This window comes from Pseudomonas sp. NFPP25, assembly GCF_900116505.1.
GTDB lineage: Bacteria > Pseudomonadota > Gammaproteobacteria > Pseudomonadales > Pseudomonadaceae > Aquipseudomonas > Aquipseudomonas protegens.
Window position 1 is genome coordinate 397,452 of record NZ_FPBG01000004.1, and the last position, 22,567, is coordinate 420,018.

22 protein-coding genes and 1 other RNA gene are annotated in these 22,567 nt (G+C 63.6%); 14 read left to right on the forward strand and 9 right to left on the reverse strand.

What is annotated here, in order from left to right:
* Positions 1-234: 234 nt before the first annotated feature.
* From trxA to BM382_RS18110, 5 genes are all read left to right on the forward strand, one after another.
* Positions 235-564, forward strand: coding sequence for a thioredoxin TrxA (gene trxA / locus BM382_RS18090; protein WP_003206727.1), 330 nt, complete (start codon positions 235-237; stop codon positions 562-564).
* Positions 565-811: 247 nt separating this feature from the next.
* A complete protein-coding gene (gene rho / locus BM382_RS18095) occupies positions 812-2,071 on the forward strand; it encodes a transcription termination factor Rho (RefSeq protein ID WP_011064156.1) in 1,260 nt (419 codons plus the stop codon).
* 125 nt (positions 2,072-2,196) lie between these two features.
* Positions 2,197-3,663, forward strand: coding sequence for a 4-hydroxy-3-polyprenylbenzoate decarboxylase (gene ubiD, locus BM382_RS18100; RefSeq protein WP_011064155.1), 1,467 nt, complete (start codon positions 2,197-2,199; stop codon positions 3,661-3,663).
* The gene (locus BM382_RS18105) at positions 3,663-4,631 is read left to right on the forward strand and encodes a CDP-6-deoxy-delta-3,4-glucoseen reductase (RefSeq protein ID WP_011064154.1); all 969 of its coding nucleotides are present in this window, start codon (positions 3,663-3,665) and stop codon (positions 4,629-4,631) included. Before ubiD ends, BM382_RS18105 begins: the two co-directional genes overlap by 1 nt.
* A 214-nt stretch (positions 4,632-4,845) precedes the next feature.
* Entirely contained in the window at positions 4,846-5,496 is a 651-nt protein-coding gene (locus BM382_RS18110; RefSeq protein WP_011064153.1) for a gamma-glutamylcyclotransferase, read from the forward strand.
* 16 nt (positions 5,497-5,512) lie between these two features.
* Here BM382_RS18110 and BM382_RS18115 read toward each other — a convergent pair whose 3' ends face one another.
* Positions 5,513-6,490, reverse strand: coding sequence for an NADPH:quinone oxidoreductase family protein (locus tag BM382_RS18115; RefSeq protein WP_053154452.1), 978 nt, complete (start codon positions 6,488-6,490; stop codon positions 5,513-5,515).
* A 158-nt stretch (positions 6,491-6,648) separates the two neighbouring features.
* Between BM382_RS18115 and BM382_RS18120 the strand changes: the two genes are divergently transcribed.
* Positions 6,649-7,056 carry a flagellar basal body-associated protein FliL gene (locus BM382_RS18120; protein ID WP_072443499.1) on the forward strand — a complete coding sequence of 136 codons (408 nt, stop codon included), beginning with the start codon at positions 6,649-6,651 and terminating at the stop codon, positions 7,054-7,056.
* A 91-nt stretch (positions 7,057-7,147) separates the two neighbouring features.
* Here the strand turns inward: BM382_RS18120 and BM382_RS18125 are convergent, their stop codons facing one another.
* From BM382_RS18125 to BM382_RS18140, 4 genes are all read right to left on the reverse strand, one after another.
* A complete protein-coding gene (locus BM382_RS18125) occupies positions 7,148-8,266 on the reverse strand; it encodes an ABC transporter permease (protein WP_072443500.1) in 1,119 nt (372 codons plus the stop codon).
* A complete protein-coding gene (rbbA, locus tag BM382_RS18130; protein ID WP_072443502.1) occupies positions 8,266-10,992 on the reverse strand; it encodes a ribosome-associated ATPase/putative transporter RbbA in 2,727 nt (908 codons plus the stop codon). Before rbbA ends, BM382_RS18125 begins: the two co-directional genes overlap by 1 nt.
* Positions 10,989-11,954 (reverse strand): HlyD family secretion protein, encoded by a 966-nt coding sequence (locus tag BM382_RS18135; protein ID WP_011064148.1) that lies wholly within the window; start codon positions 11,952-11,954, stop codon positions 10,989-10,991. The genes rbbA and BM382_RS18135 overlap by 4 nt, the downstream gene beginning before the upstream one ends.
* A gap of 188 nt (positions 11,955-12,142) precedes the next feature.
* Positions 12,143-12,592, reverse strand: a complete 450-nt coding sequence (locus tag BM382_RS18140) for an EVE domain-containing protein (RefSeq protein WP_072443504.1) — start codon at positions 12,590-12,592, stop codon at positions 12,143-12,145.
* A 196-nt stretch (positions 12,593-12,788) separates the two neighbouring features.
* On the opposite strand from BM382_RS18140, the gene BM382_RS31890 reads away from it, so the two are divergent.
* Positions 12,789-12,938, forward strand: coding sequence for a hypothetical protein (locus BM382_RS31890; RefSeq protein WP_015637431.1), 150 nt, complete (start codon positions 12,789-12,791; stop codon positions 12,936-12,938).
* Between the two features lie 33 nt (positions 12,939-12,971).
* Here BM382_RS31890 and BM382_RS18150 read toward each other — a convergent pair whose 3' ends face one another.
* From BM382_RS18150 to BM382_RS18165, 4 genes are all read right to left on the reverse strand, one after another.
* On the reverse strand, positions 12,972-13,577 hold the full coding sequence (locus BM382_RS18150) for a 5-formyltetrahydrofolate cyclo-ligase (RefSeq protein ID WP_011064146.1): 606 nt from the start codon (positions 13,575-13,577) through the stop codon (positions 12,972-12,974).
* Between the two features lie 90 nt (positions 13,578-13,667).
* Positions 13,668-13,846: non-coding RNA, 6S RNA (gene ssrS / locus BM382_RS18155), on the reverse strand.
* A gap of 23 nt (positions 13,847-13,869) precedes the next feature.
* The gene (locus BM382_RS18160) at positions 13,870-14,193 is read right to left on the reverse strand and encodes a cell division protein ZapA (protein WP_011064145.1); all 324 of its coding nucleotides are present in this window, start codon (positions 14,191-14,193) and stop codon (positions 13,870-13,872) included.
* Complete coding sequence (locus tag BM382_RS18165) at positions 14,190-14,399, reverse strand: TIGR02449 family protein (protein WP_011064144.1); 210 nt, start codon at positions 14,397-14,399, stop codon at positions 14,190-14,192. Before BM382_RS18165 ends, BM382_RS18160 begins: the two co-directional genes overlap by 4 nt.
* A 235-nt stretch (positions 14,400-14,634) precedes the next feature.
* Here BM382_RS18165 and BM382_RS18170 point away from each other — a divergent pair, with 235 nt between their 5' ends.
* The 7 genes from BM382_RS18170 to BM382_RS18200 all read left to right on the forward strand — a co-directional run bounded on the left by BM382_RS18170 (position 14,635) and on the right by BM382_RS18200 (position 22,434).
* A complete protein-coding gene (locus tag BM382_RS18170) occupies positions 14,635-15,192 on the forward strand; it encodes a YecA/YgfB family protein (protein WP_011064143.1) in 558 nt (185 codons plus the stop codon).
* 23 nt (positions 15,193-15,215) lie between these two features.
* Complete coding sequence (pepP, locus tag BM382_RS18175) at positions 15,216-16,550, forward strand: Xaa-Pro aminopeptidase (protein ID WP_015637430.1); 1,335 nt, start codon at positions 15,216-15,218, stop codon at positions 16,548-16,550.
* Positions 16,547-17,734, forward strand: a complete 1,188-nt coding sequence (gene ubiH, locus BM382_RS18180) for a 2-octaprenyl-6-methoxyphenyl hydroxylase (RefSeq protein WP_011064141.1) — start codon at positions 16,547-16,549, stop codon at positions 17,732-17,734. The genes pepP and ubiH overlap by 4 nt, the downstream gene beginning before the upstream one ends.
* Positions 17,727-18,212, forward strand: a complete 486-nt coding sequence (locus tag BM382_RS18185; protein WP_011064140.1) for a DUF4442 domain-containing protein — start codon at positions 17,727-17,729, stop codon at positions 18,210-18,212. The genes ubiH and BM382_RS18185 overlap by 8 nt, the downstream gene beginning before the upstream one ends.
* A 9-nt stretch (positions 18,213-18,221) precedes the next feature.
* A complete protein-coding gene (locus tag BM382_RS18190) occupies positions 18,222-19,439 on the forward strand; it encodes a 2-octaprenyl-3-methyl-6-methoxy-1,4-benzoquinol hydroxylase (protein ID WP_019095409.1) in 1,218 nt (405 codons plus the stop codon).
* A 136-nt stretch (positions 19,440-19,575) separates the two neighbouring features.
* A complete protein-coding gene (locus BM382_RS18195) occupies positions 19,576-20,577 on the forward strand; it encodes an extracellular solute-binding protein (RefSeq protein ID WP_011064138.1) in 1,002 nt (333 codons plus the stop codon).
* A 240-nt stretch (positions 20,578-20,817) separates the two neighbouring features.
* Positions 20,818-22,434 (forward strand): ABC transporter permease, encoded by a 1,617-nt coding sequence (locus BM382_RS18200; RefSeq protein ID WP_011064137.1) that lies wholly within the window; start codon positions 20,818-20,820, stop codon positions 22,432-22,434.
* Positions 22,435-22,567: the final 133 nt, after the last annotated feature.

Consider the following 22,567-nt stretch of genomic DNA (forward strand, 5'->3'; position numbering starts at 1 on the left):
CCCGTTCAATCGGGCGAGCCGCTCCTTGGCAGCCAGGCAAAGACCCTGCTGCAACAGGTGCGTGGTGCCGGCCGGGGTTGCCGAATGGCCTGTGCAACCCGCGCAACGTCCCCAGCTGAGCTATACCCAAACTCGTGGGGCACCATAGTTAGAGTCAATCATCTCCGGCTTCCTGAACGCGGGAAGGGCAGATATGATGGGCCACGTTTTTTTGCTTACAACCTGGAGAATTCCATGAGCAGCGATCTTATCAAACACGTCAGCGACGCCAGCTTCGAGGCCGACGTACTCAAAGCCGAAGGCGCTGTACTGGTCGACTACTGGGCCGAGTGGTGTGGCCCATGCAAAATGATCGCTCCGGTTCTGGACGAAATTGCTGAAACCTACAAGGGCAAGCTGACCGTTGCCAAGCTGAACATCGACGAGAACCAGGAAACCCCGGCCAAGCATGGCGTGCGTGGTATCCCGACCCTGATGCTGTTCAAGAACGGCAACGTCGAAGCTACCAAGGTTGGCGCACTGTCGAAGTCGCAACTGGCTGCCTTCCTCGACGCCAACATCTAAGCGTCGATTTTCAGTGCCCTGGAAAAGCCCCGCAAAATGCGGGGCTTTTTCGTAATTGAGGGCTAGACGCTCCGAAACTCAGGTGTTACATTCGGCCCCGCACTGGTTTCTCCATTGCCCCCTGCAAGCCGTCGCCGACGCTCTCCTTTTCGAATTAGTACGCGATCCTGTCGCCTTCTCTGCGGCGCGGCCTCATTAAGCCAAAAGCTTAATTTCCCCCCTCTATAAATGATTACGTCATTCCTATATGAATCTGACTGAACTCAAGCAAAAGCCGATTACCGAACTGCTCGAATTGGCCGAACAGATGGGCATAGAAAATATGGCCCGTTCGCGCAAGCAGGACGTGATTTTCTCCCTGCTGAAAAAGCACGCGAAAAGCGGTGAGGAAATCTCCGGTGATGGCGTGCTGGAGATCCTCCAGGACGGCTTCGGCTTCCTTCGCTCTGCTGACGCCTCCTATCTCGCTGGCCCGGACGATATCTACGTCTCGCCAAGCCAGATCCGTCGCTTCAACTTGCGCACCGGTGACACCATCGTTGGCAAGATCCGCCCTCCCAAGGAAGGCGAGCGTTACTTCGCGCTGCTCAAGGTCGATACCATCAACTACGACCGCCCAGAGAACGCCAAGAACAAGATTCTGTTCGAAAACCTGACGCCGCTGTTCCCGACCGTGCGCATGAAGATGGAAGCCGGCAACGGTTCCACCGAAGACCTGACCGGTCGTGTGATCGATCTGTGCGCCCCGATCGGTAAAGGCCAGCGTGGTCTGATCGTTGCTCCGCCAAAGGCGGGCAAGACCATCATGCTGCAGAACATCGCGTCGAACATCACGCGCAACAACCCTGAAGTTCATCTGATCGTGCTGCTGATCGACGAGCGTCCGGAAGAAGTGACCGAAATGCAGCGCACTGTGCGCGGCGAAGTGGTCGCCTCCACCTTCGACGAGCCGCCAACCCGCCACGTGCAAGTGGCCGAGATGGTGATCGAGAAGGCCAAGCGCCTGGTCGAACACAAGAAGGACGTGGTGATCCTGCTGGACTCCATCACCCGTCTGGCCCGTGCCTACAACACCGTGATCCCGAGTTCAGGCAAGGTCCTGACCGGTGGTGTCGATGCCCACGCCCTGGAGAAACCGAAGCGTTTCTTCGGCGCCGCGCGGAATATCGAGGAAGGCGGCTCGCTGACCATCATCGCCACCGCGCTGGTTGAAACCGGCTCGAAGATGGATGAAGTGATCTACGAAGAGTTCAAGGGTACCGGCAACATGGAACTGCCCCTGGACCGCAAGATCGCTGAAAAGCGCGTTTTCCCGGCCATCAACATCAACCGTTCCGGCACCCGCCGCGAAGAGTTGCTGACCGCCGACGACGAGCTGCAGCGCATGTGGATCCTGCGCAAGCTGCTGCATCCCATGGATGAAGTCGCTGCCATCGAATTCCTGGTCGACAAGTTGAAACAGACCAAGACCAACGATGAGTTCTTCCTGTCGATGAAACGCAAGTAAATCGATCAGGCCAGCAAGAGCCGGGGAAACCCGGCTTTTTGCTATCTGACATTCTCTATTCTGAACCTGTGGGTTCGGCGCTAAACTGCCTGCCCCGAATGCCACGGCGAAAACGAGGCTCACGCATGCAGTATCGCGACTTGCGCGACTTTATCAGCGGCCTGGAACAGCGCTCGGAACTCAAGCGCATCCAGGTTCCGGTGTCCCCAGTGCTGGAAATGACCGAGGTCTGCGATCGCACCTTGCGTGCCAAAGGCCCGGCCCTGCTGTTTGAAAACCCCACCGGTTATGACATCCCCGTGCTCGGCAACCTGTTCGGCACCCCCGAGCGCGTGGCCCTGGGCATGGGCGCCGAAGCGGTCAGCGAACTGCGCGAGATCGGCAAGCTGCTGGCGTTCCTCAAGGAGCCGGAGCCGCCCAAGGGGCTCAAGGACGCCTGGTCCAAGCTGCCGATCTTCCGCAAGATCATTTCCATGGCGCCCAAGGTGGTCAAGGATGCGGTGTGCCAGGAAGTGGTGATCGAAGGCGACGACGTCGACCTTGGCATGCTGCCGGTGCAGACCTGCTGGCCGGGCGATGTCGGCCCGCTGATCACTTGGGGCCTGACCGTGACCAAGGGCCCGAACAAGGACCGGCAGAACCTGGGTATCTATCGTCAGCAGGTGATCGGCCGCAACAAGGTGATCATGCGCTGGCTGAGCCACCGCGGCGGCGCGCTGGATTACCGCGAGTGGTGCGAGAAGCACCCGGGCCAGCCGTTCCCGGTGTCGGTGGCGCTGGGCGCGGACCCGGCGACCATTCTCGGCGCCGTGACCCCGGTGCCGGACAGCCTTTCCGAATACGCCTTCGCCGGTCTGCTGCGGGGCAACCGCACTGAGCTGGTGAAGTGCCGTGGTAACGACCTGCAGGTTCCGGCCACGGCTGAAATCATCCTTGAAGGGGTGATCCATCCCGGCGAGATGGCCGATGAAGGCCCGTACGGCGACCACACCGGCTACTACAACGAGGTCGACAGCTTCCCGGTGTTCACCGTGGAGCGCATCACCCACCGCATCAAGCCGATCTACCACAGCACCTACACCGGCCGGCCGCCCGATGAGCCGGCGATCCTCGGCGTCGCGCTGAACGAAGTCTTCGTGCCGATCCTGCAGAAGCAGTTTCCGGAAATCACCGACTTCTACCTGCCGCCTGAAGGCTGTTCCTACCGCATGGCGGTGGTGACCATGAAGAAGCAGTACCCGGGCCACGCCAAGCGGGTCATGCTGGGTGTCTGGTCGTTTTTGCGACAGTTCATGTACACCAAGTTCGTTATCGTCACCGACGACGATATCAATGCCCGGGACTGGAACGATGTGATCTGGGCCATCACCACGCGCATGGACCCCAAGCGCGACACGGTGATGATCGACAACACCCCGATCGACTACCTCGACTTCGCCTCGCCGGTGTCTGGCCTGGGTTCGAAGATGGGGCTCGATGCGACTCACAAGTGGCCTGGAGAAACCACCCGAGAGTGGGGCCGGGTCATCGTCAAGGATGAGGCGGTCACCCGCCGGATCGATGCCATCTGGAATCAGTTAGGAATAGATTGATGCGTGTAACCTTGCAGCCCTCCGGAGCCGTGCTTGAGACGCTGCCCGGCGAGCGGATTCTCGATGCGGCGCGGCGCCTGGGCTATGAATGCCCGCAGAGCTGCCGCAATGGCAACTGTCATGTCTGTGCGGCGCTGCTGGTGGAGGGCAGCGTGCAGCAAGCTGGCGACGTGCGTGATCACGGCGAGTTCTACACTTGCATTGCAGAGCCGCTGGAAGACTGCATCGTGCTGTGGGATGGCGTCCTTGCGCTGGGAGAATTGCCGGTGCGCAGCCTGTCGTGTCAGCTTACTGAATGCCTGGAGGTCGGCGGCGATGTCTGGCGGGTCAGGCTGCGGGCACCGGCCGGCAAGCCGCCGCGCTATCACGCCGGGCAGTACCTGATGCTGGAGCGGGACAACGGTGAGAAGTCGGCCTTTTCCCTGGCATCGGCGCCTCACAGCGGGCGAGATCTGGAATTGCATGTGCTGGTGCGCGAGAACAGTGCGCAAAGCCTGATGGAGCAACTGCAGCGCAACCGCATGGCTCGGGTGCAGTTGCCTTTTGGCGACACCCACCTGGCCGAGTTGCCGGATGGGCCGCTGGTGCTGATCGCCGCCGGTACCGGCATGGCGCAGATGCACAGCCTGATCGAGCATTGTCGGGCCGCCGGCTTCAAGCATCCGGTGCACCTGTATTGGGGCGTGCGCCGGCCGGAAGATTTCTACCAGCTGGAACACTGGGACGAGTGGCAGCAACTGCCCAACCTCTACCTGCACAAGGTGGTCAGCGACCTGTGTGGCTGGGAGGGGCGCTGCGGCATGCTGCATGAAGCGGTGTGCGAGGACATTACCGACCTGTCGGCGGTACACGTTTACGCCAGCGGCTCGCCGGCGATGATCTACGCCACCCTGGATGCGCTGGTGAGTGCCGGGATGGATGCCCACCAAATGCGCGCCGACGTGTTTGCCTACGCCCCGCGGCCCTGACTGCATCGGGCCTGCGCGGCGCGTTATAACTCTGTATATAGCTTATCGGTATTTATCTAATTAAATAAATGCCGGTAGGTTATATATAAGCCTCCAACTTAAGTGCCACTGCTTAGTGGCACTTAACTTGCCTTGAAACTCATGTGTCTTGCAGTTACTGCCAAGCGTTCTATTAAGTAACTTCTTTTACGCGGGGAGCCGAACGCTATTCGCCATGACAGCCCTTGAATCCAGTTATCTGAATCTGGCTTACCCTCCGCGGCTCGATCTGGGCCCGCAGCTGACGCACGACCAACTTCGCAGTTCCATGCAATCCACCATGGCCCGGCACAAGGGTGGGCCGGTGTGGCTGTTCGCCTACGGTTCACTGATCTGGCGGCCGGAATGCTCGGCGGTCGAACGCAAGCGGGGCAGGGTGCATGGTTATCATCGCGGCCTGTACCTGTGGTCCCACGAGCATCGCGGCACGCCGGAGCTGCCGGGGCTGGTGTTCGGCCTGGATCGTGGCGGCTCCTGCAGCGGCTTCGCCTATCGGCTGCCGGAAGAGCAACTGGACGCCTCGCTGTACGCCCTGTGGCAGCGTGAAATGCCTTATCCCTCCTATCGCCCGCACTGGCTCAACTGCCGCCTTGAGGATGGCAGCCAGGTTCAGGCCCTGGGCTTTGTGCTGGAGCGACACCTGCCCAGCTATGCCGGCAATCTGCCGGACGATGTCCTGAACCAGGTGTTCGAAAGCGCTTGCGGGCGGTATGGCACCACCCGCGATTATGTCGAACAGACGGTCCAGGCCCTGCGCAGCCACGCCATGCCAGATCGCAACCTGGAGGCGCGGCTCAAGCGCTGCAAGGGGGCGGACGCCCATTGAGGCCCTGTTGCCGGTCTTAGCGCACCTGCACCACGACCTTGCCCACCGCTCTGCGCTGGCCGAGATCATCGATGGCTCGCGCAGCCTCCGTCAGCGGATAGACCTGGGAGACCAGCGGCTTGAGCTTGCCCTCGGCGAACCAGCCGAACAGTTGCTGGAAGTTCGCCGCATTGTCCTGGGGCTGGCGCTGGGCGAAGGAGCCCCAGAACACACCCACCACCGCTGCACCCTTGAGCAGGGCCAGGTTCACCGGTAGCTCGGGGATGCGCCCGCTGGCGAACCCCACCACCAGCAGCCGGCCGTTCCAGGCGATGGAGCGGATGGCCTGGTCGAACAGGTCGCCGCCCACCGGGTCGTAGATCACATCCGCGCCATTGCCGCCGGTCAGACGCTTGATCTCGTCCTTCAGGCTGCTTTCGCTGTAGTTGATCAGCTCATCGGCACCGGCAGCCTTGGCCACGGCGAGCTTTTCCGCGCTGCTGGCAGCGGCAATCACCCGGGCGCCCATGGCCTTGCCGATTTCCACGGCGGCCAGCCCGACCCCGCCCGAGGCACCAAGCACCAGCAAGGTTTCACCGGGCTGCAGGTTGCCGCGCTGCTTGAGGGCGTGCATCGAGGTGCCGTAGGTCATGCTGAAGGCGGCGGCTGTATTGAAGTCCATGGCGGCGGGAATCGGCAGCACGTTGTAACCGGGGACGGCCACCTGCTCGGCGAAGCTGCCCCAGCCGGTCAGGGCCATGACCCGGTCACCGGCCTTGAGGTGGCCGACCTTCTCGCCCACTGCGCTGACCACGCCGGCCGCTTCGCCCCCCGGGGAGAAGGGGAATGGCGGCTTGAACTGGTACTTGCCCTCGATGATCAGGGTGTCCGGGAAGTTGACGCCTGCGGCATGCACCTGCAGCAGGATCTCGTTCTTCTTCGGCACGGGGCTTGCGACCTCTTCCAGCACCAGCGTTTCGGCAGGACCGAAGGCTTTGCACAGCACGGCTTTCATCAGGGCTATTCCTTTGGGAGTGGTGGCCGATAAGTGTAGGAGTGTGAATCAGGCGGTCAACGAGCATGCCCGGTCCTGATGACCAGCCATAAGCTTGTGCTTGGGCTCAGGCGGGCGGGCCTTTATGCTAGGCCGCAAACCGGATTAAGGAGCGAATTGTGAAAGCGTGGATCATGTTGCTGCTGGCCCTCTCCCTGCCCATGGCAGCGATGGCCGAAGAGGCCAAAGAAGGTGAAGCACCGAAAGTCAGCTACATCAGCCTGAACCCACCCTTCGTGGGCAACTACGGCCTGGACGGCGGCCCTAAACTCAAGGTCTACAAGGCCGACGTGGCCCTGCGAGTAATCGGCGACGCCTCGGCCCAGGCGGTCAAGGCCAACGAGCCGCTGATACGCAACCAGTTGGTGGCGCTGTTCGCCCAGCAGACCAGCGACACCATGAATAACGTCGAAGCCAAGGAAAAGCTGCGCCAGGAAGCCCTCAAGCAGGTGCAGCAAGTCATGAACGACGAAACCGGCAAGCCGGTGGTGGAAGACCTGCTGTTCAACAACCTGATCATTCAGTAAGCCTGCCCCCGCTACAGGCGTAGGAGCTGGCTTGCCAGCGAAGGCGTCCCTGCGGCCCTTCGCCGGCAAACCGGCTCCTACGTGGTGTGGGTCATGAAGCCAGGCTCTTGCGAAAGCGCGCCAGGGCGATGGCGAAGAACACCAGGCCGATGGTCGCCAGGGCCAGCAGGTCGGGCCAGACCACACTGACTCCCGCATCGCGGAACAGGATCGCCGCGCTGAGGCTGACGAAGTGCGTCGACGGCGAACCCTGCATCACCCACTGCAGCCACTGCGGCATGCTGTCCAGCGGCGTACTGCCGCCGGACAGCAGCAGCATCGGGATGATCACCGGAATCGCCAGCAGGCCGAACTGCGGGGTCGAGCGGGCCAGGGTGGCGAGGAAGATCCCCAGGGCGGTACTGGCGAACAGATAGAGCGCAGTAACCATCAGGAACAGCGCCATGGACCCCGCCAGCGGCACCCCCAGCACACCCTTGACTATCACCTCCAGCGATACCCAGGTGCACAGCACCACCACCAGCATGTTGCTCCAGACCTTGGCCAGCATGATCTCCAGCGCTGTCAGCGGCAGCACCAGCAGGTGATCGAGAGTGCCGTGCTCGCGTTCGCGCAGCAGCGCGGTGCCGGTGAGTACGATGGCCAGGATGGTGATGTTGTTGACGATCTGGATCACCGCCAGGAACCAGCCGCCCTCCAGGTTGGTGTTGAACAGGGCGCGGGTGGTCAGCAGTGTCGGGGCCTTGCTGGTGGCGTCCGCCTGGTTGGCGTAGGTGAGCAGCTCGCGCTGGAAGATCCGGCCGATGTAGCCGGCGCCCATGAAGGCCTGGCTCATGGCGGTGGCATCGACGTTGACCTGTACCGCAGGCTGGCGCCCGGCCAGCAAGTCGCTCTGGAAGTTGGCCGGGACATTGATCACAAAGGTGTACTGGCCGCTGTCCATCACCGAGTCCAGCTGGTCATAGGGCAGCGGCACCGGGACCTGGAACTCGGGGGGTTGCAGCGCTTCGGCCAGTTGCCGGGAGAGGGCGCTGTGATCTTCGTCCACCAGGGCCACGCTGGCGTTGTGCACGCCGATCACCGAGCCGGCGGCGGGCAGGTAGATGGCCACGGTGAAGGCATACATCAAGAACAGCAGCAGCACGCTGTCGTGGCGCAGGCTGGTGAGCTCCTTCAAGCCCAGGCGCAGGATATGGGCGAGACGATTCATCAAACCTCCTGCTTTTTCAGCATGACCAGGCTGAGCCCGGTGAAACCAAGGAAAAAGCCCAACAGGGCCAGGCACTGGGGCCAGAGTTCGCGCAGGTCCAGGGCCTTGGTGAAGGTGCCGACGGCGATGTCGAGGAAGTAACCGGCGGGAAACAGCTGGCCCATGACCGCCGCCGAGCCTTCCAGGGACGAGCGCGGCACGATCAGCCCGGAAAACTGGATGGTGGGCAGGCTGGTGATGATCATGGTGCCCAGAATCGCTGCGATCTGAGTGCGGGTGAACGCCGAGATCAGCAGCCCCATGCTGGTGGTGGCCAGCACATAGAGCACGCCGCCCAGGGCCAGGGTCAGGCCGCTGCCCTTGAAGGGCACGCCGAACAGCCAGCGGTTCATGGCCACCAGCAGGGCCAGGTTGATCAGGCTGACGGCCAGGTAGGGCGCCTGTTTGCCAAGGAGGAACTCCAGGCGGGTCAGGGGCGTGGCGTAGAAGTTGGTGATCGAGCCCAGCTCCTTTTCGCGGACGATGCCCAGGGCCGTGAGCATCGCCGGAATGAACGCCAGGATCAGCGCCATGACCCCGGGGCCGATGGCATTCACGCTGACCACGTCCTGGTTGTAGCGAAAGCGCGTTTCCAGCTTGGCCGCCGGCCTGGTGCTGAGGGCCGGGCTGCTTTGTTCCGCCAGCAGCTCGAGGTTGGCCTGGTGCACGGCCTCGACATAGTTGCGGCTGGTTTCCGCACGAAACGGCATGCCGCCATCCAGCCAGGCCGCCACCGCGGGCTGGCGTCCGGCATAGAGGTCACGGCCAAAGCCGGGAGGAATCTCCAGGGCCAGCTTGATCTCCGAGCGTTGCAGGCGCCGATGCAGTTCGGCGGAGCTGCGGATGGTCGGTTTCTCCTCGAAGTAGCGTGAGCTGCGGAAGGCTTCCAGGTAGGCACGGCTCTGTGGCGTCTGATCCTGGTCGTAGACGGCGAAGGCCAGTTTCTCCACGTCCAGGGAAATGCCATAGCCGAAGATCACCATCATGAAGATCGCCCCCAGCAGGGCGAAGCCCAGGCGCACTTTGTCCCGCAGCAGTTCCTTGCCCTCGCGGCTGGCCACCGCCAGCAGGCGCGCCAGGCTCAGGCCCGAACGCGGGGCGGCTAGGGTGCCGGCAGCGGTGGGGGTAGCCGCCTCCGGTGATGGCGCAGGTGTGTCCGGCGTGCCCTGGGCCTCTTCCAGGCAGCGGACGAAGGCGGCCTCCAGGGTGTCGCCGGAAAACTGTTGCTGCAGCGCCGCCGGGGTGTCGCAGGCCAGTACCTTGCCGGCGTGCATCAGCGAAATGCGGTCGCAGCGCTGGGCCTCGTTCATGAAGTGCGTGGACAGGAAGATGGTCACTCCCTGTTCCCGGGACAGCTCGATCAGCAGGCGCCAGAAGTCGTCTCGGGCCGCCGGGTCGACCCCGGAAGTGGGCTCGTCGAGGATCAGCACTTCCGGGCGGTGCAGCACTGCCACTGCCAGCGACAGGCGCTGGCGCAGGCCCAGAGGCAAGGCGCCGGACTGCTGCTCGGCAATCGCCCCGAGGTCGAAGCGCTGGATCAGTTCCTCGATGCGCGGGCCGCTTTCGGCTTTCGGCAGGTCGAACAGGCGGGCGTGCAGTTCCAGGTTCTGGCGCACGCTGAGCTCGCCATACAGGGAAAAGCTCTGGGACATGAAACCGACCCGCTTGCGGGTGGCCAGGTCCTTGGCGTCCACCGGGTTGCCCAACAGCTTGGCGCTGCCCTCGCTGGCGGGCATCAGCCCGGTGAGGACCTTCATGGTGGTGGTCTTGCCGCAGCCGTTGGAGCCGAGGAAACCGAAGATCTCCCCGCGGCCGATGGCGAAGCTGACCTTGTTGACCGCGGTGAAGTCGCCGAAGCGCAGGGTCAGCTCATGGGCCTCGATGGCGATGTCCTGGTTGTCGCCGGAACGCGGCGGAATCACCAGGGGCTGGTTGTCATGACCGCTGTCGCCCTGGAAATGGGTGAAGGCGTCGTCCAGCTTGCCGCTGGCGGTGATCTGCGCCAGCTCCTGGCTCAGGCCCTGGGCGATCAACTTGCCCTGGTCGAGCATCAGGCAGTGTTCGAACTGTTCGGCCTCCTCCATGTAGGCGGTTGCCACCAGCAGGGTCAGTTGCGGGCGTTGCCGGCGTACGTCTTCGACCAATTCCCAGAAACGCCGGCGCGACAGGGGGGCGACCCCGGTGGTGGGCTCGTCGAGGATCAGCAGGTCCGGTTCGTGGATCAGCGCACAGCACAGGCCAAGCTTCTGCTTCATCCCGCCGGACAGCTTGCCCGCCGGGCGTTCGGCGAAGCGCAGCAGGTCGGTGGCCAGCAACAGGCTGTGCATGCGCTGTTCGCATTCATCCTTGGGCAGGCCGAACAGGGTGGCGAAGAAGCGGATGTTCTCGCTGATGGACAGCTCGGGATACAGGTTGCCCCCCAGGCCCTGGGGCATGAAGGCGACGCGCGGATAGAGGCTGCTGCGGTGGCGCCGTTGCGAGATCGGTCCGCCGAGCACGTCGAGCTCGCCCTGCTGAAGTTTCTTGACCCCGGCGATCAGCCCCAGAAGGCTCGACTTGCCGGCACCGTCCGGGCCGATCAAGCCGCAGCGGGTGCCCGCTGGCAGGTTGAAGCTGATGTCGCTCAGGGCCTGCTGTGAACCATAGCGATGGCTGATGCCGTTCGCTTGCAGCGCCAGGGCGCTCATTGCAGGTTGGCCGGCCAGTCCACGGGGGCGGTGCGCACATAACCGGCGCCGGGCATGCCCGGTTTGGCCTGGGGCACGGCGGCGGGTTGAGTCAGGCGCACCTTGACCCGGAACACCAGCTTCTGGCGCTCGTCCCGGGTTTCCACCTCTTTGGGGGTGAATTGGGACTTGGCCGCGACGAAGCTGATCTTCGCCGGCAGGGGCTGGTTGGGCAGGGCGTCGAGGAGGATCCGCGACTCGTCGCCAACGGTCAGGCGGCCGGTGACCGAAGCCGGCAGGTAGAGGTTCATGTACTGGTCATTGGGGTCGATCAGCAGCAGCACACGGCCGCCGGCGCCCAGCACTTCGCCGGGTTCGGCCAGGCGCAGTTGGATGATGCCGTCGATGGGCGCCCGCAGGCTGCTGTCGTCGATTTCGCTGGTGAGCTGGGCAACCTGGGCCTGGGCGGCGCCGATGGCGGCCTTCACCGCTGCGACCTGGGCCTGGGCCGCCAGGACTGCTGCGTTGCCGGTGTTCAGGCGGGCCTGCTGCTGGTCGATGATCTGCTGGCTGGCGAAGCCGCGCTTGAACAGCTCCTGAGAGCGCCTGAGTTCCTGATTGGCCAGCAGCAGTTCGCTCTGGCGCAACTGCACATTGGCTTCGGCCGCGGACAGGTTCTCTCGGGCGCGCAGCACTTCGGCCTCGGCCTGATTGCGCTGGGCTTCCAGGGTGCGGGTGTCCATGCGTGCCAGCAACTGGCCTTGAAGCACCTTGTCGCCTTCGTTGACCCGCACTTCCGCCAGGCGCCCGGGAATCTTGCTGGCGATCTGCACTTCGGTGGCTTCGAGCCGGCCGTTGCCCATGCTCAGGCCTTCGGGCAGGCGATCCTGGAGGGATTTCCAGTAGCCGAAAGCACCGGCGGCGATTAACAGAATCAACAGGGAAACAGCAAAAAGGCGGGAGGAACGGTGGTTCGTCGACATGTGTTCTGCGTCCTGCGGCAATAGCGTCCAAGTCTGACGGCTCAAGGCTTTCTACGGCTTGATGCCCGTCAAATGAAAGGGCCAAGCCTAAACCTATTGTTTGCAGGCTGCATGATGATCGGGGCAAAAAAACGTTCGGGCTGGCGCCGTGGACAGATCCGACTCCCGGCGCCAGGGGGGCTGGGTGGTCAGCGCAGGGCGAGTACGGCAGCCCATTGTTCGGCGGTGACCGGCATGACCGACAGGCGGCTGCCTTTGTGCACAAGAGGCATTTCGGCGAGAGCTGCCTGCTGCTTGAGGTAGTCCAGGCGCAGCACCTTGTTGAAGGTTTCCACATGGGCCACGTCAATGGCGCTCCAGGCATTCTTTTCGGCACTGGATTTGGGGTCGAAGTAGACGCTGTCCGGCTCCAGGGCGGTGGGGTCCGGGTAGGCGGCCTTGATGATCCGGCCGATGCCGGCGATACCCGGTTCCGGGCAGTTGGAGTGGTAGAAGAAGAACTCGTCGCCTACCGCCATGGCGCGCAGGAAGTTGCGCGCCTGGTAATTGCGCACCCCGTCCCAACGGGCTTGGCCGAGTTGCTGCAAACCCTGGATCGAGAGTTCGTCGGGCTCGGATTTCATCAGCCAATAGGCCATCTTTCTTACCCTCCAAAGGGTGATTGGGCAGGTTGTCGGGCAATTTTATGACAAACCGACGGTCGGTTGACGTCAGCATTTGCGTGTCGGTTCACGTTATCGCAGAATGCCGGGATTTTAAGCTTGACGCTGCTGCATGGCCTGTTATGGAAACCATGCCTGGAGCGTGTGTGATTTGCCTGAGGGGGGGCAATCGATGAAACGCCAACCGGATTTACTATGGATTTTGGTTATTTTGTTCGGTTTGGGCGTTGTGACCACCGGTTATGCGCAGAGCTTATGGGCCAGCAAGACCGATGCTCCCATCGAAATCGCACAACAGCAGCCGCAGCCTTTCAAGCGCTGAACCCGCTCGGGTGCCGCTGATCGAACGCGGCACCTATCGAGCGAAGTACCATCCCCGATCCGTCACCGTACCGTGCAAGGGTACATCCCAACTGGCCTGGTCCAGCTTTCCGACTTTCTGACATTCATGGGCCAGCCCCAGCAGCTTCGGCTTGCGCCAGTTCTGGCGCCGCGCAAGGTAGGCCAGGCTGCGGTCATAAAAGCCGCCACCCATCCCCAGGCGTCCACCTTCTTCATCAAAGCCAACCAGGGGCAGCAGCACCAGGTCCAGGGCCCAGACCTTGCGTTGCCGCGCGCAATTGACCCGGGGCTCGAGAATGCGAAAACGATTGGGCCGCAGCGTTTCTCCCGGGAGGACGCGCTGGAAAACCATCTTGGTCCGGGGCCAGGCGCTGAGCACCGGCAGGTAGGTGGCCTTGCCCCGGCGCTGGGCGGCACGCAGCAGCAGGCGCGGGTCGATTTCACCGTCGGTGGGCAGATACAGGGACAGGTGCCGTGCCCGACGAAACACCGGGTCCTGAGCCAGTTGGCGGTACAGGCCAAGGGCTGCCTGGCGTTGCTCGGCAGGGCTCAGGGCGCGACGGGCCTTGCGCAGCATGCGGCGAAGTTGCGGGCGGGAAAGCGGCGCAGGTTCGGTCATGAAAGAGGCTATGAGAAGGTCGGATTTGGCAGAACAGCCTACCCGGAAAAACCAATGCCAGCATGGATAACTGGCATTGGCTGACAATTCAGGCTCCCCAGGCGAACCGCTGTCGACTTAGCCCTTGAACCCGAAAGTTCAAGGCGGAAGATGCAGCAGGCTTTAAGGCTTTCCGTCTAGCGGACATGCACACCAGCCCAACGTGCAACTTCCAGGGTAGTGCGAATCGGCTCAGGGACATCGCCAACTGGCAAGCACCCCAGGGAGTAGCGGGAGTATACCGCAACCGCTGTCAGGAATCAGCTTTGCTTGTGTCCGAATCGGTGGCCAGAACCAGGTCAACACGCTCCAGCAGATCCCTCACCTGTTCCCGGGTGGTGGCGCTGGCCTGCACATCCGGACGCTCCTGGCGGTGCAGCAGGTCGTGGGTGATGTTCAGGGCGGCCATGACCGCGATGCGATCGGCGCCGATGACTTTGCCGCTGCTGCGGATCTCGCGCATCTTGCCGTCCAGGTAACGGGCGGCGCTCACCAGATTGCTGCGCTCTTCCTGGGGGCAGATGATCGAATACTCTTTGTCGAGGATCTGCACGGTAACGCTATTGCTTGAACTCATGAGTCTTGCTCCAGGGCCTTGAGGCGCGAAATCATCGATTCGACCTTACGCCGGGCGATTTCGTTTTTTTCAATGAGGTGCGCGCGTTCCTCGCGCCAGGTCTTTTCCTGAGCTAATAAGAGTGCGTTTTGACTCTTTAGTTGCTCGACCCGGGTAATAAGCAGTTCGAGTCTGGCCATCAGTGCGTGCAGGTCGGTGTCTTCCATTGTGTCCCACTGAAGTTGGTCTGATGAGTGGCAACTGGCTGGGCAGCGCCTCAATGGCCTGAGCAGTCGTGGCGCATCTGGCGTTGTCCGGTCGGCAATCTGTCTGTCGCCCGAGGCCCTGCGGGCCACTGTAACGGGGCGCAAAGCACAACGCGGCGCTGGCAATGAATGATGACACGCCCTACGATACAAGGCCTTCATTCTAGACATTGCGCCGCTTGGCGCCTAGCTGCCCATGCCCATTCAGAATTCCCCGTACAACGCCTTCGCCACCCTGCTCAGCAGCAGCGGTCATCCTGTTTCTCCTGCCGAGCTGCACGGCCTGTTGCTGGGTCGCAGCTGCGCCGGCGCCGGCTTCGAAGTCGACGGCTGGCTGGTGGACGCCGCCGAACTGCTCGAAGGCGAGCCGCAAGACAACGTGCGCAGCGCCTTGATCGGCCTGCAGGAGATGGTCAAGGGCGAGCTCACCAGCGATGACATGACCGTGGTCCTGCTGCTGCCCAGCGACGACGCCCCCCTGGCCGAGCGTGCCGCTGCCCTGGGCCAGTGGTGCCAGGGCTTCCTCGCCGGTTTCGGCCTCAACTCCCGCGACAGCAGTGCCCTTAGCGTCGAGGCCACGGAAGTGTTGCAGGACCTTGCAGCCATTGCTCAGGTCCAGGACGCGCTGGAGGAATCCGATGACGGTGAAAGCGACTACATGGAAGTGATGGAGTACCTGCGGGTTGCGCCTCTGCTGCTATTCACCGAGACCAACAAGACTGTTGCGCCGGCTGCCAAGCCTTCTCTGCACTGACTGACAGGGAACTGCGTCCGCCCATGATTCATATCCCGAAAGCGGAATACAGCCGTCGCCGCAAGGCGCTCATGGCGCAGATGGAGCCCAACAGCATCGCGATCCTGCCGGCGGCGGCCGTGGCCATTCGCAATCGCGATGTGGAGCACGTCTACCGCCAGGACAGCGATTTCCAGTACCTCAGCGGGTTTCCCGAGCCCCAGGCGGTGATCGTGCTGATCCCCGGCCGGGAGCACGGCGAGTACGTGCTGTTCTGTCGCGAGCGCAACCCGGAGCGCGAACTCTGGGACGGATTGCGGGCCGGCCAGGAGGGCGCGATTCGCGACTACGGTGCCGATGACGCATTTCCCATCACCGATATCGACGACATCCTGCCGGGCCTGATCGAAGGCCGCGACCGGGTTTACTCGGCCATGGGCAGCAACCCCGAATTCGACCGTCACCTGATGGACTGGATCAACGTGATCCGCTCTAAAGCGCACCTCGGCGCCCAGCCGCCGAACGAATTCGTTGCCCTGGATCATCTGCTGCACGACATGCGCCTGTATAAATCGGCGGCAGAAGTGAAGGTGATGCGCGAGGCCGCACGGATTTCCGCCCAGGCCCATATCCGCGCAATGCAGGCCAGCCGTCCCGGGTTGCATGAGTTCAGCCTGGAAGCCGAGCTGGATTACGAATTCCGCAAGGGCGGGGCGAAGATGCCGGCCTATGGCTCGATCGTCGCGGCGGGCCGCAACAGCTGCATCCTGCATTACCAGCAGAATGACGCCGTGCTCAAGGACGGTGACCTGGTGCTGATCGACGCCGGTTGCGAGATCGACTGCTATGCCAGCGATATCACCCGCACCTGGCCGGTCAACGGCAAGTTTTCGCCGGAGCAGAAGGCGATCTACGAACTGGTGCTGGCTTCCCAGGAAGCGGCGTTTGCCCAGATCGCCCCGAACAAGCACTGGAACCAGGCTCATGAGGCGACGGTCCAGGTGATCACCGCCGGCCTGGTGCAACTGGGCCTGCTGGAAGGCGATGTGGACCAGCTGATTGCCAGCGAGGCCTACAAGACGTTCTACATGCACCGTGCCGGACACTGGCTGGGCATGGATGTACACGACGTCGGCGAGTACCGGGTCGGCGGCGAGTGGCGGGTGTTGGAGGTCGGCATGGCGCTGACCGTGGAGCCGGGCATCTACATATCCCCGGACAACCAGCAGGTAGCGAAGAAGTGGCGCGGCATCGGCGTGCGCATCGAGGACGACGTGGTAGTGACCAAGCAGGGCTGTGAAATTCTGACAGGTGGCGTGCCCAAGAGCGTGGCCGAGATCGAGGCCTTGATGGCCGCTGCGCGGACCCAGGCGTCATGAGCCGGGTCAATCTGGCCATCATCGGTGGCGGTCTGGTAGGCGCGAGCCTGGCCCTGGCGCTGCAGGCCGGGGCCAAGGCCCGGGGCTGGAAGATCGTGCTGATCGAGCCCTTCGCCCCGGGCGACAGTTTCCAGCCCAGCTACGACGCCCGCTCCTCGGCCCTGTCCTTTGGCGCCCGGCAGATCTACCAGCGCCTGGGGCTGTGGCAGGCGATCTCCCGGCGGGCCGAGCCGATCAAGCAGATTCACGTGTCCGACCGTGGGCGGTTCTCCACCGCGCGCCTGTCGGCCATGGAAGAAGGGGTGCCGGCCCTGGGCTATGTGGTGGAAAACGCCTGGCTCGGCCAATGCCTGTGGCAAGGGCTGGACAAGGACGTGATCAGCTGGCGCTGCCCGGCCGAAGTCACCCGTCTGGAGCCCCTGGCAGGCGGCTATCGCCTGACCCTGAACGACGAAACCACCCTGGAATGCGATCTCGCCGTGCTGGCCGACGGCGGCCGCTCCGGCCTGCGCGAACAACTGGGCATCGGGGTCAAGAACCGCCCCTATAACCAGAGTGCGCTGATTGCCAACATCACCCCCAGCGAAGCCCACAACGGCATGGCCTTCGAGCGCTTCACCGATGATGGCCCAATGGCCTTGCTGCCGCTGCCGGATAATCGCTGTGCACTGATCTGGACCCGCCAGGGCATGGATGCACAGCGTCTGGCCGACCTGGACGAGCGCAGCTTCCTCAGTGAATTGCAGGGCGTGTTCGGTTACCGCCTGGGAACCCTGAAACAAGTCGGCGCCCGCCATCTCTACCCGCTGTCCCTGGTGGAAGCCGAGGAACAGGTGCGCCCGCACCTGGTGGTGCTGGGCAATGCGGCCCACAGCCTGCATCCGATCGCCGGCCAGGGCTTCAACCTTTCACTGCGCGATGCCCAGGCCCTGGCGGACGCCTTGTTGGCCAGCGAAGCGCTGCCGGGGGATTTTGCCGTGCTGCAGGCCTACCGCGAACGTCAGCGCCTGGACCAGAACCTGACCGTGGGCTTCTCCGATCAGGTCACCCGGCTGTTCGGCAGCAAACTGCCGCTGCTGTCCGTGGGGCGCAACCTGGGCCTGCTTGGCCTGGACCTGCTGCCACCGGCCAAACGCTGGTTCGCTCGCCAGGCCATGGGCCTGGGCACTCGCCCGGATGCGTGACTGGCTGACCCGGCGGTTCGGCAAGGCCCGCCTGTTGCGCTGGGTGTTGAACCTGTACCCGCCCTACCTCGGGGCTGGCGTGCGGGTTCGGCACATCAGTGCGGATTTCCGTGACGTCCAGGTCTGCATGGGCCTGGGCTGGTACAACCGCAACTATGTCGGCACCCAGTTCGGCGGCAGCCTGTATTCCATGGTGGACCCGTTCTTCATGCTGATGCTGATGGAGAACCTGGGCCCCGACTACATCGTCTGGGACAAGGCCGCGACCATCGATTTCATCGCCCCGGGCAGAGGGCCGGTGTTTGCCCGGCTCAGTATCGACCAGGCGCTGCTCGACGATGTTCGCCAGCAGACCGCAACGGGCGAGAAGTACCTGCCGCAGTGGCAGGTAGAGATTCATGACGGCTCCGGCACCCTGGTGGCGCGGGTCGATAAAACCCTTTATGTGCGGCTCAAGCCGCCAGTGAGACAGGCCTAAAGCATGGAAATGCGCGCAGATGTGCTGATTGTCGGAGCCGGAATGGTCGGCAGTGCCTTGGCGTTGGCGTTGCAGGGCAGCGGCCTGGAAGTGCTGCTGCTCGATGGCGGTTCCCTGAGTGTCAAACCCTTCGATGACCAGGCGCCGTTCGAGCCTCGGGTCAGTGCCTTGTCGGCGGCCAGCCAGCGCATCCTGGAGCGCCTGGGCGCCTGGGACGGCATTGCCCGGCGCCGTAGCAGCCCCTACTGCGACATGCAGGTCTGGGACGGCAGCGGCACCGGGCAGATCCACTTCTCGGCGTCCAGCGTGCATGCCGAGGTGCTGGGTCATATCGTCGAGAACCGGGTGGTTCAGGACGCCTTGCTCGAACGCCTGCATGAATGCGATATCGGCCTGCTGGCCAATGCCCGTCTGGAGCAGATGCGCCGCTCCGGCGACGACTGGCTGCTGACCCTGGCGGATGGCCGGCAATTGCGTGCGCCGCTGGTGATCGCTGCCGATGGCGCCAACTCGGCCGTGCGCCGGCTTACCGGTTGTACCACTCGCGAGTGGGATTACCTGCATCACGCCATCGTCACCAGCGTGCGCAGCAGCCAGCCTCACCAATTGACCGCCTGGCAGCGCTTCACCGATACCGGCCCGCTGGCCTTCCTGCCCCTGGTACGGGACGGGCAGCATGATTGGTGTTCGATCGTCTGGTCGACCACCCCGAGTGAGGCCGAGCGCCTGATGGCGCTGGACGACGAGAGCTTCTGCGCCGAACTGGAGCGCGCCTTCGAAGGCCGCCTGGGTTCGGTGATCAGCGCCGACCCGCGGCTCTGCGTGCCGTTGCGCCAACGCCATGCCAAGCGCTACGTGGCCGAAGGCCTGGCGCTGATCGGCGACGCCGCCCACACCATCCACCCGTTGGCGGGGCAGGGGGTCAACCTGGGCTTCCTCGATGCTGCCGTGCTGGCCGAAGTGCTGCTGCAAGCGGCCAGCCGCGGTGAGCGCCTGGCCGAGGTCAAGGTGCTGAGCCGCTTCGAGCGCCGGCGCATGCCCCACAACCTGGCGCTGATGGCGGCCATGGAGGGCTTCGAGCGGCTGTTCCAGGCCGACCCGTTGCCCATGCGCTGGCTGCGCAACACCGGCCTCAAGGTGATCGACCAGATGCCCGAGGCCAAGGCCCTGTTCGTGCGCCAGGCCCTGGGCCTGAGCGGCGACTTGCCGGAACTGGCCAGAGCCTAGGCGCCGGCTTGCTGGCCAAGCGTCGCGAGGACGAGCCTACGCAACATCTGGTAACTCCTCAGCGCCGGGTTCGGTTGAGATGGCAAATGGGAGTCCTTATCATTTCGCCTCACTTTGAAATCGAGAGACCGCTCCCATGTTGGCACCGAAGCGTCTACTGACCGCCCTGGCCCTCACACTCATCGGTGGCACCGCCTACGCCGCCGATGAAGTCGTGGTCTACTCCTCGCGTATCGATGAGCTGATCAAGCCGGTGTTCGATGCCTACACCCAGAAGACCGGGGTGAAGATCAAGTTCATCACCGACAAGGAAGCGCCGCTGATGCAGCGGATCAAGGCCGAGGGCGAGAACGCCACCGCCGACCTGCTGCTCACCGTGGATGCCGGCAACCTCTGGCAGGCCGAGCAGATGGGCATCCTGCAGCCGTTCACCTCCAAGGTCATCGACAGCAACATTCCCCTGCAATATCGCTCCTCCAACCACGCCTGGACCGGCCTGAGCCTGCGGGCGCGGACCCTGGCCTACTCCACCGACCGGGTCAAACCTTCAGAACTGACCACCTATGAAGCCCTGGCGGACAAGCAGTGGGAAGGCCGCCTGTGCCTGCGCACGGCGAAGAAGGTCTACAACCAGTCGCTGACCGCCACGCTGATCGAGACCCACGGTGCCGAGAAGACCGAAGAGATCATCAAGGGCTGGGTCAACAACCTGTCTACCGATGTGTTCTCCGACGACATCGCGGTGCTCGAGGCGATCAACGCGGGGCAATGCGACGTCGGCATCGTCAACACCTACTACTACGGCCGCCTGCACAAGCAGAAACCGAACCTGGCGGTGAAGCTGTTCTGGCCGAACCAGGGCGATCGCGGGGTGCACGTCAACCTGTCGGGCATCGGCCTGACCAAACACGCACCGCACCCGGAAGCAGCCAAGGCCCTGGTGGAATGGATGACCACGCCTGAGGCGCAGAAGATCTTTGCCGACGTCAACCAGGAGTTCCCGGCCAACCCGGCGGTAGCGCCTTCCGCGGAAGTGGCCAGCTGGGGCAAGTTCGTAGCCGACACCCTGCCGGTTGAAATCGCCGGCAAGCGCCAGGCCGAAGCCATTCGCCTGATGGACCGCGCTGGCTGGAACTGAGCCTGCCGTTATACTGCGCCCCGCTTTTGCGGGGCGTTTTCTTTAGCGGCTGGGCTTTTGTGGCGAGGGAGCTGGCTCCCGTTCCACCGCGCAGCGGTGGCCAGCCCTGAATACGTGATTCAACTGGCGTAACGTGGTTGCAGCCGTTGGGGCGGCCATGGCGTCCAGCGGGTGCCGCTCCCTGGCCCCACGCGTTTTGCGCAAGTATTTTTGTCTGTTCCACCTGCCCGAGAGTTTTTTGTGGCCCATCCCGCTCAACGTCGCTGGTATCCCCTGGTCTTTGCCGTAGCGGCCCTGGTCCTTTTGCCGCTGAGCGTGCTGCTATTGTCCTGGCAGGCCGTCGACCAGCAGATCTGGTCCCACCTGTGGGACACGCAAATGCCGCGGCTGTTGGGCAATACCCTGACCCTGGTGTTTGGGGTGGGCGTTGGCGTCACGCTGCTGGGCGTGAGCCTGGCCTGGCTCACCAGTCTCTGCGAGTTTCCCGGACGGCGCTGGCTGGACTGGGCCTTGATGCTGCCCTTTGCGATCCCGGCCTATGTGCTGGCTTTCGTCTTTGTCGGCCTGCTGGATTTTTCCGGGCCGGTGCAAAGCCTGCTGCGGGAATGGTTCGGCAGCGGCCTGCGACTGCCGCGGGTACGTTCCACCGGTGGGGTGATCCTGGTGCTGGTGCTGGTGTTCTATCCCTATGTCTACCTGCTGGCGCGCAACGCCTTCCTGGCCCAGGGCAAGGGGTTGATGGAGGCAGCGCGGGTCCTCGGGCAATCGCCCTGGCAGGCGTTCTGGCGGGTGGCGCTGCCCATGGCGCGGCCGGCCATCGGCGCCGGGGTGGCCCTGGCGCTGATGGAAACCCTGGCGGATTTCGGTGCGGTGTCGGTGTTCAACTTCGATACCTTCACCACCGCTATCTACAAGACCTGGTACGGCTTCTTCAGCCTTTCCAGCGCCGCCCAGCTGGCCAGCCTGCTGCTGCTGGCGGTGATGCTGGTGCTGTACGGCGAGCGCCGCGCCCGTGGCGCCAGCCGTACCGGTAACGAGCGGCCCCGGGGCAAGGCGCTGTACCACTTGCGCGGGCTCAAGGCGTTGGCGGCCACGGGCTGGTGCCTGCTGGTATTCGCCTGTGCCTTCGTGATTCCGCTGCTGCAGTTGCTGGCGTGGTTCTGGCAGCGCGGGCGCTTCGACCTGGATGAGCGGTATGCCGGCTTGATCATCCACACCCTGTACCTGGGCGGCATGGCGGCGCTGATCACTGTCAGTGTGGCTCTGCTCCTGGCCTTTGCCCGACGCCTGGCGCCGACCCGGGGCATCCGCGCCGGGGTCAGCCTGGCCAACCTGGGCTACGCCTTGCCCGGCTCGGTACTGGCGGTATCGATCATGCTGGCCTTCAGTTACCTGGATCGCGAGCTGGTGATCCCGCTGTCCGGCTGGTTGGGCGGGGCCGGCAAGCCGCTGCTGCTGGGCAGCCTGTCCGCCTTGCTGCTGGCCTATCTGGTGCGTTTTATCGCCGTGGCCTACGGGCCGCTGGAAAACAGCCTGGAGCGGATCCGCCCGTCGCTCCCCGAAGCGGCGCGCAGCCTGGGGGTCGCTGGCCCGCGACTGTTTTTCAAAGTGTATCTGCCGTTGTTGCTGCCCGGGACCTTGAGTGCCGCCTTGCTGGTGTTCGTCGATGTGCTCAAGGAAATGCCCGCCACCTTGCTGATGCGCCCGTTTGGCTGGGACACGCTGGCGGTGCGGATCTTCGAGATGACCAGTGAAGGGGAGTGGGCCCGGGCCTCGCTGCCGGCACTGACCCTGGTGCTGGTGGGCCTGCTGCCGGTGATTGGCCTGATCCGCCGCTCGGCCCATCGAATCGGTTAGGTGCCAGCCTTGCACCTTGCAGCTACAATGCGCGGCATTCGGTGCGGCCTGTTGTTTGGCCGGGACGCTGAAATCGGCTGAAAGCCATCTATTTCAAGGCTTTCACACCAACAGCGCCAGTCCGCACCCTCGC